Raw genomic sequence first — 9,034 nt, forward strand, 5'->3', positions numbered from 1 at the left:
CAATGTTGAAGAATTTACTCCCCTCTGCTGCACGTTCTCCTTGGCTTTACAGGATCAACGCCGGGTCTTGTAACGGGTGTGATGTTGAGCTTGCGACCACCGCATTGATTCCACGTTATGACGTTGAGCGTTTAGGTTGCAAATACTGCGGCACGCCCAAACATGCCGATATTGTGCTTATCACCGGACTGATGACCAGACCGCTTTATGATAAAGTTATGCGCCTTTATGAGGAAGTGCCGGAACCAAAAGTGACTGTTGCTGTAGGCATTTGCCCGGTGACAGGCTGTGTTTTTGCAGACAGTTATCATGTGGTCGGGCCAGTTGATAAACACATCCCTATCGACATCAATATCCTGGGCTGCCCACCGCGGCCTCAAGCCATTGTTTCTGGACTGGCTGATGCCATTGAGCTTTGGAAGGAGAGGATCTGATGGGCTTCCTAAGAAAAATTATTTCCAACTTGCTGAAGCCTTCAAGAACAGAGGCCTTTCCCTTTGCCCCCCCACAAACGCCAGATTCCTACCGCGGTAAGGTGGTTGTAACAGCAGAAAAGTGCGTTGGGTGTTCCACCTGTGCCAGAGTTTGCGTTTCCAATGCCATCGACCTCGTTGAAGAGAAGGACGGCATTGCTCTGACTATCTGGCATTCAAAATGTACGTTCTGTGGTCTGTGCGCTTACTACTGTCCAACAGATGCCATGACTGTGACCAATGAGTGGGATTTAAGCCACCGAAACGACCAGAAATTCGCCATCGCGGACACCATTGTCGCCCAATATCAGGTGTGTGTGGATTGTGGTGAGGCACTGATGGTACCGCATGGAGGTGTGATCTCATCCTCCATCATCGGGCATGAACGTTTGAACCAAAAAGATGCGCCGCGATGCAATAAATGCCGCCGTGTGCAGAAAGCCCGACAGATCGCGGGAGTGCGGATATGAACCGCCTGATCGAAACCATCAGGCCGCTCTGTGGGCTATATGCTACGCCAGCAGAAGGGTTGCGTGTGGACGTCAATCCAACCGGTTCAGTATCGATGTGGATGCAGTTGGTGGACTCAACTCAGTTTTTGGAGTTTGCGACCAGGATGCAGGAAGTCGGATGTCGCCTTGCAACGGCGACAGTGGATAGCCCTGATCAGGAAACAGCGAAGGATCGGCGCGAAATTACCTACAATTTCATGCTGGAAGAGCTGCCTCTGACCGTGAAGGTCATCGTGGAAGAAAGCGCCATCGCAAACACAATTGTCACAAACTATGAGGCATGTGTGAACTGTGGTGAGACGCTGGCGATGCCTCAGGAAGGTGTCACCTCATTATCTATCATCGGGCAGGAGCACATTACGCAAAAAGATGCTCCGCTTTGCAATAACTGTTGCCGTGCACACGTTGCCCGGCAAGTCGCGGGAGTGCTGATATGAAACATCTGATCGAGACCATCAAACCGCTCTGTGAGCCTTATGCTATGCCTGAGGAAGGCGTGCGTGTGGATGTGAGCCCAGCTGGTTTGGCGTCTACATGGATGCAATTTGCGCAGCCCAGTCAATTTTTTGAATTTGCGACCAAGATGTATGAAGTAGGTTGCCGTCTTGCGACGGTGACTGTGTACCGTCCGGACCCGAAGGGCGCACCTGAGCGCCACGAATTTGCCTATCACTTCATGTTGGAAGGGTTGCCTTTGACCGTGAGGGTCATTGTGGAAGCGGGAGAGACCTTGCCATCCGTCACTAGTTTGTTTCCCAATGCAGATTGGGAGGAACGGGAGTTGATGGAGCTGTCTGATGTGGTGGTGACCGGGCACCCCGATCCGCGTCGTCTCTTTTTGGATGAGAGCGTAGATGCTGGAGTGTTTGATCGCTACGTCCCGTTCTCAGAACTTACCAACCTTGCTAACGCTGATGGAGTTTGGAACCGAATTCGCGAAGAAAGCCGCGCCAAAGATGCGGCTGAGCAAACGACTGAGACAGGCAACAAGGAAACGATGTAATGACCACCGAAACCTTCGAAGTCCCAGTCGGACCACTGCATGTCGCTCTTGAAGAACCGATGTATTTTAAGCTCGATGTTCGAGGCGATACAATTCAGGACGTAGATATCTTTGCTGGTCACCTGCACAGGGGGATTGAACAGATCGCACTGAATCGAAACTTCTTTCAGTGCATTATTCTGACAGAGCGTTTGTGTTCTTTATGCTCCAATTCTCACCCGGCCACTTACTGTATGGCTGTTGAGAACATCGCCGGGATCGAAATTCCACCTCGGGCGCGCTACATCCGCGTGATTGCCGAGGAAGTGAAGCGCATAGCGTCTAACACCTTCAATGTTTCTCTTCTGGCCCATCTGGTGGGCTTTGACACTTTGTTTATGCACCTGATGGAACTGCGCGAAATTGTGCAGGACATTAAGGAGGTTCTCTGGGGCAACCGCATGAACTTGGGCGTCAATGTCATTGGCGGTGTTCGTGTTGATCTTGATCATGACAAAATCACTTATCTGAAAACTCGCTTGGATGAACTTGAGCCACAGCTGCGTGAAGGCTTCAATTTCATTGAGACGCACAGTTCGATAGCCAGACGGACCAAAGGCGTTGGTATTCTCGATCATGACCACGCAAGACGATACGGTGTGGTCGGCCCAGTAGCCCGTGCCGCAGGGGTGGGAAATGATGTGCGAGTGACAGCACCGTACTACGCTTTTCCTGAGCTTGAAATGGAACAACACCTTTTGCCGGATGGGGATGTGTATTCTCGTGCAGTCGTGCGCGCCCGTGAAGTATTAACCGCGATCAGCCTAGTCCGACAGTGTGTTGATCGTCTGCCAAAAGGGGATCTCGGCATTGGGTATATGCCTCATGTTCCGGTTGGTGAAAGTGTAGCCCGCAGTGAGGCCCCTCGCGGAGAGCTGATCTACTACCTGCGCACGGACGGAAGTGATGGTCCTGCACGCGTGAAATGGCGTGTGCCGTCCTATCCAAACTGGGAAGCTCTACGTGTAATGCTTCGTCAGGCGGATGTGGCTGATGCGGCGATTATTATCGGTTCCATCGACCCATGCATCGCCTGCACCGAGCGCTAAAATGTATGCGTTAACAAGAGGACCGAACTGATGTGTCTGGCTGTTCCAGCTGAAATTATAGAGATCAGTGAAAAGGCAAGCACAGGTATCGTGTCCTTGGGAGGCGTTCGAAAGAGCGTCTCTCTGGCGCTCCTCGATACAGTAGCTGTTGGGGATTATGTGTTGCTGCATGTCGGGTTTGCTTTGAGCAAGATCAGCCCTGAAGAAGCGGCGAAAACACTTGCCATAATGGAAGATGCTGGCATGTTGGAGAAGGATACCACTGAAGCTGCTGAGGACGGATCTCAGGGAGGCAATAATGCGCTTTCTTGATGATTTTCGAAATCGCGAAAAAGCTCTCTATCTCTCCGCAGAAATAGCGGCAGCTGTTGAGCCTAGCCGTCGTTATGGCCTGATGGAATTTTGCGGTGGTCATACCCACGCAATCTTTCGCTACGGCCTGATGGATCTGGTACCAGAGAGCATAACCTTTTTGCACGGACCGGGTTGCCCTGTGTGTGTTCTTCCTGCTTCGCGCATTCAAATGGCAATTGAACTGGCAGAAGCGGAAGGGGTGATCTTATGTACTTATGGCGATGTGATGCGTGTGCCTGCAAAAAGAGGCACAAGCCTGATCACAGCTAGAGCAAAGGGTGCAGATGTGCGCATGGTGTATTCCATCACTGATGCCTTGCGCTTGGCCCGTGAAAACCCGGAGCGTGAAGTCGTGTTTCTTGCCATTGGCTTTGAAACGACGACACCGCCAAGTGCAGTTGCCATCCTGCAAGCTGTAGCTGAAGGCCTGACGAATTTCTCAATTTTAAGCAATCACCTACTCACACCCGCAGTTATACGCTTTATCCTCGAGTCAGCAGGGCTTGGTGAAGCGAATGCCAGCCGGGTAGATGGATTTTTGGGCCCCTCCCATGTGAGTGCTGTGATTGGGGCTGGGCCTTACACGCCACTGGCGCAGGCGTTCAATAAACCTGTTGTTGTTGCTGGATTTGAACCGCTGGACGTTCTGCAATCAACTTTGATGTTGGTGCGGCAGGTGAACCGGGGAACAGCAAGGGTTGAAAACCAATACACCCGCGTCGTTTCGCAGGAAGGGAACCTCAAGGCGCAAAAGATTGTTGAACGTGTTTTTGAAAAGCGTGGGTCTTTTGAATGGCGTGGTTTGGGAAAGGTGCCGGACAGCAGTTTGCAATTAAAGCAAACCTACCATTCCTTTGATGCGGAGCATCGATTTGCTTTGTCTGAACAAGCGATCAACGATGTGAAAGGATGTGCCTGTCCAGCCATCTTGCGGGGCGAGAAAAAGCCAACAGATTGTAAGTTATTTGGCACGGTTTGCAGCCCGGACACCCCCAGGGGAGCGTGCATGGTGTCTTCTGAGGGAGCATGTGCTGCCTATTGGTCCTATGGCCGTGTTCGCCATGAACATTCCCACGCGAACACCTCCCAACATTGAGTTTAGTGAGATCCATAAGATGACCGATAAGAATAAACGCTTTCCGTTCTCGCTAGATATTCGTAATGGGCGAGTGGACATGACACACGGTGCAGGAGGCCGGGCAAGTGCGCAACTCATTGACGAAATTTTCATGCGTCATCTGGACAACGAATGGCTGCGACAGGGTAACGATCAAGCCCTCTTTAGCGTACCCGCCGGGCGCATGGTTATGTCGGTTGACGGCCATGTTATCTCGCCCTTGTTCTTCCCCGGTGGAGATATTGGTTCACTTTCCGTCCATGGCACCATCAACGACGTAGCCATGTCAGGCGCAAACCCACTCTATCTTTCCGTTGCTGTTATTTTGGAGGAGGGGTTTCCGCTCGAACAGTTGGATCGCATCGTGCAATCCATGGCTGCGGCTGCACGGGACGCAGGGGTGAGCATCGTAACCGGTGATACCAAAGTGGTTGAGAAGGGGAAGGGTGACGGTATCTTTATCACGACAACTGGAGTTGGTTTGGTTCCCGATGGAGTTTGCCTATCAGGAAACAAGGTTGAGCCGGGCGATGTTATCCTGATCAGCGGCTCTCTTGGAGACCATGGGGTCACTATCATGTCGAGTCGAGAGAACCTGCAGTTTGAGACCACAATTCAATCTGATAGCGCAGCTCTGCATGGCCTGGTTGAAATCATGATTAATCACTGCCCCCAAATCCACTGCCTGCGTGACCCAACACGAGGCGGACTAGCTGCGGCTCTGAATGAAATTGCCCATCAATCCTCTGTCGGAATGTGTTTGAAGGACAGCGCTATTCCAGTGAAAGAACAAGTGAAGGCAGCTTGCGAGTTACTTGGGCTGGATCCGTTGAACGTTGCCAATGAGGGTAAGCTGGTCGCGTTCTGTAAGCCTGATCAGGCACATGATTTACTCGCCGTCATGCAAGCTCATCCATTGGGAACTGATGCAGCCATTATTGGGGCAGCTGTTGTTGATGAACAGCATCTCGTGACTACACAAACTGATTTTGGGGGCACTCGCATTGTTGAGTGGCTCTCAGGTGACCAATTACCCCGCATTTGCTAGTGGGCAACAATAAAAAGGTTTAAAACACTATGAATTCATATTTGACGCTGGGTTTTCTGATTGGTATGACCCATGCTTTTGAGGCCGACCATTTAGCCGCTGTTGGTACTTTGGTCACATCCGGCAAAAACTCGCCGCGCCGAATGGCGACGTTAGGGGCGGCCTGGGGGTTAGGGCACACAACAACCCTATTTGTTCTTGCTGTTTTTGTAATCCTGTTTGGCTTTGTGCTCAGCGAATTGATGGCAAGCACTCTGGAATTTTTTGTTGGTTGTATGCTCGTAGCACTTGGCCTTCACGCGCTTTGGAAACTGAAGATATCTGGCATCCATTTTCATAGGCATAGCCATGGAAACAGTCGCCCACATTTTCATGCACACCGCCATGAAACGCTGAAGTTACACCATAAAGATACCCATGATCACGAACATGTCTCAGGTTTTTCGCTGAAAGCCTACGCGGTTGGTCTGGTTCATGGAGTTGCTGGATCTGCAGGGCTACTGGTTATTGTGACAGCTGCAACGCAAGATCCGGTGCTGGCACTGCTGTATGTTCTTTTGTTTGGCTTTGGCTCTGTATGCGGCATGGCTTTCCTTACTTTTGTAATTTCTTGGCCAATCCAGTTGGGTACGCGATTTGCGACGAAACTACTGGGCGGGCTTCAAGCTGCGACCGGTTGCCTTGCTATAGTCATTGGCGTTCAAGTTCTAATTGAAACCGGAACTCCCATTCTTGGAAGTTTGACTACGGCGCTTTAACCCTCCAAGGGCGTGCTTCCCAGGAGGTAAAGAAATGAAACAGAGTGTTGGAAGACGTATTCGCGTACGCGGATTGGTGCAGGGCGTCGGATTTCGTCCCACCGTGTGGCAAATCGCAACCCAGCTTGGATTGGTTGGAACTGTCCTCAACGATGGCGATGGCGTGCTTATCCATTTGTCTGGAACGTCCTCCAACATTGACAAGTTTATTGTTCGTTTGGGGGCTGAGCGGCCCCCTTTATCTCGTATTGACGCCATTGAACGTGACGAGCTGAAAGTAGCTTGTTCGTATGTAGATTTCCGAATTATACCAAGCAAGCAAGGAAAAATCAGTACAGCGATTGTTCCTGACGCAGCGACGTGCCCTCACTGCTTGGAGGATATATTGGATCAGAATAACCGCCGTTCTGGTTATTCCTTTGCCAACTGTACGCACTGTGGGCCGCGCCTCACCATTACACGGCATTTGCCTTATGATCGCAAGAACACATCCATGGCGGAATTCAACATGTGTTCAGCCTGCCAGAACGAATATGACGACCCAACAGACCGAAGGTTTCATGCACAACCCAATGCATGCCCCCAGTGTGGCCCACGCCTGTCATTGGTGCATCAGAACGCTGCTGCAAATAGCGCTCAAGACGATTCTGGAATTCTTGCGGCAACAGCGAAGCTTCTCATAGAGGGGAAAATCCTCGCCATAAAAGGGTTGGGCGGTTTCCACTTTGCTTGTGATGCGACCAATGAATTGGCTGTGGCACTTTTGCGGGCCCGCAAACACCGTCCAAGCAAGCCGCTGGCAGTGATGGTAAAATGCGTTGAAATGGCTCGCCAATATGTGAGCCTTTCATCTCTGGAAGAAAGGGCGCTTACAGGGACAGCAGCTCCAATTGTTTTGGCGGATCAATCAGGGCAGGATCAGCAACCTTCGATAGCAAAGCTTGCGGATCAGATTGCTCCGGGGATTGCTCGTATCGGTGTAATGCTGCCTTATACTCCGCTCCACCACCTTTTGCTTAAACTGTGTGACAGGCCGCTAGTAATGACCTCCGGCAACTTATCTGGAGAACCGCAAGTTATTGACAACGAACAGGCACTGAAGGACCTTAGCGGTGTTGCTGATGCCTTTCTTTTACATAACCGAACCATTGTTAATCGCGTAGATGACTCAGTGGTACAAGTGATTGGAGACGCAGTCACAGTTATACGCCGTGCCCGTGGGTTTGCTCCCAGCCCGCTGTTGCTACCCTGTGGATTTGACTCTTGTGCGCCGATCTTGGGCATGGGGGCTGCGCTAAAAAATACGTTTTGTCAGCTGAGTAATGGCCAAGCTGTTGTTTCACACCACATCGGTGATCTTGATCGAGTGAGTGCGCATGATGATTACAGCAAAGCGATGGCGCTTTACGGCGAAATGCGTCAGTTCCAACCTGACGGTATCGCCGTTGACCTGCATCCAGACTACGCGTCCACCAAGAAAGGGATAGGTCTCGCCCAGAAGTTGAACGTGGAGCTGGTGCAAGTACAACACCACCACGCACATGTGGCTGCTGGTTTAGCAGAGTTTGGCTTGCCTATTGATACAAAACCAGTTTTGGCAGTGGTGTTGGACGGGCTCGGCCTTGGAGATGATGGTTATCTTTGGGGTGGGGAACTCCTGCTCGCAAATTATACCACCTATAAACGTCTCGGGTATTTTGAAGAGGTCGGCCTACTTGGAGGAGATAAGGCAAATCAAGAACCCTGGCGTAACACCTATTCCCACATTCAGCAGGCAATGGGCTGGGAAGCGTTCGAATGGGATTTCAGTGGACTTGAACTGGCGAGCTGGCTGCAAAGAAAACCACTCTCCGTTTTGGAAACCATGTTGGAAAAGAGCCTCAATACGCCGCTGAGCTCCTCCGCTGGCAGGTTGTTTGATGCCGTAGCTGGCGCTTTAGATATTTGCAGAGCCAGTATTTCCTATGAAGGGGAAGCTGCAACGCGATTGCAGGCTTGCGCAGAGCGTTACCTGAGTGGGGCTGATTTACTGAGTGTTTCTACTTACCCAACTCGAGTTCAAGTGGGTGTCCCTGCTGTTTTGAGCTTTCGACCCATGTGGTTTGCTTTGTTGCAAGACCTCGCGGACAAACAGCCTGTTGGCTACATCGCCGCCAGATTTCACAGCACATTGGCTCACGCGACCGGTGAGATGGCGATAGCATTAGCCAAAAAACATCAATGCGACCATATTTTACTGAGCGGGGGTGTTTGCCAGAATCGGCTTTTAACCAACGCACTCCGTCAACGCATCGGAGAAAGCGGTATCAATGTCCTCTTGCCATGCTTGTACCCTATTGGCGACGGAGGCATAAGCTTAGGACAGGCCCTAATCGCAGCTGCGCGAAAACAACAGATAGCATCTGTTGGACGGTAATCCCGCCATTACTGGAGAACACCCAAAAGTGTGGGGCAGTTGCGATAACGCAGTCTGATCTGGTTGCCGAAGTGTAAAGTGTCTGCCACATTTGCGCATGCTCGAACTGGAGTTCCCTCCGGTTTCCGGACAATCGAGTATATTGACTTTGATTGTTGCAGGAGATGGGGTCCGTCGACATAAAGGTACGCGGGGTCCCACATTGATTTTCTTAAGTACTGCCCGCGCTTTGATTTTTCCTGGATTAGTCCTCCCTGTTCTGGAT

General features: G+C 51.2%; 10 protein-coding genes. All 10 read left to right on the forward strand.

Going from position 1 to position 9,034, the window contains the following annotated elements:
* Positions 1-2 precede the first annotated feature (2 nt).
* The 10 genes from PPL9_RS02590 to hypF are packed head-to-tail and all read left to right on the forward strand — an operon-like array spanning position 3 to position 8,769.
* Positions 3-434 carry an NADH-quinone oxidoreductase subunit B gene (locus tag PPL9_RS02590; RefSeq protein WP_057461186.1) on the forward strand — a complete coding sequence of 144 codons (432 nt, stop codon included), beginning with the start codon at positions 3-5 and terminating at the stop codon, positions 432-434.
* The gene (locus PPL9_RS02595) at positions 434-943 is read left to right on the forward strand and encodes a 4Fe-4S dicluster domain-containing protein (protein ID WP_057461187.1); all 510 of its coding nucleotides are present in this window, start codon (positions 434-436) and stop codon (positions 941-943) included. The genes PPL9_RS02590 and PPL9_RS02595 overlap by 1 nt, the downstream gene beginning before the upstream one ends.
* The gene (locus PPL9_RS02600; protein WP_057461188.1) at positions 940-1,422 is read left to right on the forward strand and encodes a hypothetical protein; all 483 of its coding nucleotides are present in this window, start codon (positions 940-942) and stop codon (positions 1,420-1,422) included. Before PPL9_RS02595 ends, PPL9_RS02600 begins: the two co-directional genes overlap by 4 nt.
* Positions 1,419-1,988: an NADH-quinone oxidoreductase subunit C gene (locus PPL9_RS02605; RefSeq protein ID WP_057461189.1), complete on the forward strand. Its 570-nt coding sequence runs from the start codon at positions 1,419-1,421 to the stop codon at positions 1,986-1,988. The genes PPL9_RS02600 and PPL9_RS02605 overlap by 4 nt, the downstream gene beginning before the upstream one ends.
* Positions 1,988-3,076 carry a nickel-dependent hydrogenase large subunit gene (locus PPL9_RS02610; RefSeq protein ID WP_057461190.1) on the forward strand — a complete coding sequence of 363 codons (1,089 nt, stop codon included), beginning with the start codon at positions 1,988-1,990 and terminating at the stop codon, positions 3,074-3,076. Before PPL9_RS02605 ends, PPL9_RS02610 begins: the two co-directional genes overlap by 1 nt.
* Before the next feature lie 30 nt (positions 3,077-3,106).
* Positions 3,107-3,388, forward strand: a complete 282-nt coding sequence (locus tag PPL9_RS02615; RefSeq protein ID WP_057461191.1) for a HypC/HybG/HupF family hydrogenase formation chaperone — start codon at positions 3,107-3,109, stop codon at positions 3,386-3,388.
* Positions 3,375-4,526, forward strand: coding sequence for a hydrogenase formation protein HypD (gene hypD / locus PPL9_RS02620; RefSeq protein WP_057461192.1), 1,152 nt, complete (start codon positions 3,375-3,377; stop codon positions 4,524-4,526). Before PPL9_RS02615 ends, hypD begins: the two co-directional genes overlap by 14 nt.
* A 19-nt stretch (positions 4,527-4,545) precedes the next feature.
* The gene (gene hypE / locus PPL9_RS02625; protein ID WP_057461193.1) at positions 4,546-5,595 is read left to right on the forward strand and encodes a hydrogenase expression/formation protein HypE; all 1,050 of its coding nucleotides are present in this window, start codon (positions 4,546-4,548) and stop codon (positions 5,593-5,595) included.
* A gap of 29 nt (positions 5,596-5,624) precedes the next feature.
* Positions 5,625-6,353, forward strand: coding sequence for a hypothetical protein (locus PPL9_RS02630; protein ID WP_057461194.1), 729 nt, complete (start codon positions 5,625-5,627; stop codon positions 6,351-6,353).
* Between the two features lie 34 nt (positions 6,354-6,387).
* Positions 6,388-8,769, forward strand: coding sequence for a carbamoyltransferase HypF (gene hypF, locus PPL9_RS02635; RefSeq protein ID WP_057461195.1), 2,382 nt, complete (start codon positions 6,388-6,390; stop codon positions 8,767-8,769).
* Positions 8,770-9,034 lie beyond the last annotated feature (265 nt).

Origin of the sequence: Pseudovibrio sp. POLY-S9 (assembly GCF_001431305.1) — a bacterium.
GTDB lineage: Bacteria > Pseudomonadota > Alphaproteobacteria > Rhizobiales > Stappiaceae > Pseudovibrio.

Bases quoted from the DNA above. Each gene is read 5' to 3' on its own strand.
- PPL9_RS02605 (WP_057461189.1), top strand. From the start codon at position 1,419: ATGAAACATCTGATCGAGACCATCAAACCGCTCTGTGAGCCTTATGCT.
- PPL9_RS02590 (WP_057461186.1), top strand. From the start codon at position 3: ATGTTGAAGAATTTACTCCCCTCTGCTGCACGTTCTCCTTGGCTTTAC.
- hypE (WP_057461193.1), top strand. From the start codon at position 4,546: ATGACCGATAAGAATAAACGCTTTCCGTTCTCGCTAGATATTCGTAAT.
- PPL9_RS02615 (WP_057461191.1), top strand. From the start codon at position 3,107: ATGTGTCTGGCTGTTCCAGCTGAAATTATAGAGATCAGTGAAAAGGCA.
- PPL9_RS02610 (WP_057461190.1), top strand. From the start codon at position 1,988: ATGACCACCGAAACCTTCGAAGTCCCAGTCGGACCACTGCATGTCGCT.
- hypF (WP_057461195.1), top strand. From the start codon at position 6,388: ATGAAACAGAGTGTTGGAAGACGTATTCGCGTACGCGGATTGGTGCAG.
- PPL9_RS02595 (WP_057461187.1), top strand. From the start codon at position 434: ATGGGCTTCCTAAGAAAAATTATTTCCAACTTGCTGAAGCCTTCAAGA.
- hypD (WP_057461192.1), top strand. From the start codon at position 3,375: ATGCGCTTTCTTGATGATTTTCGAAATCGCGAAAAAGCTCTCTATCTC.
- PPL9_RS02630 (WP_057461194.1), top strand. From the start codon at position 5,625: ATGAATTCATATTTGACGCTGGGTTTTCTGATTGGTATGACCCATGCT.
- PPL9_RS02600 (WP_057461188.1), top strand. From the start codon at position 940: ATGAACCGCCTGATCGAAACCATCAGGCCGCTCTGTGGGCTATATGCT.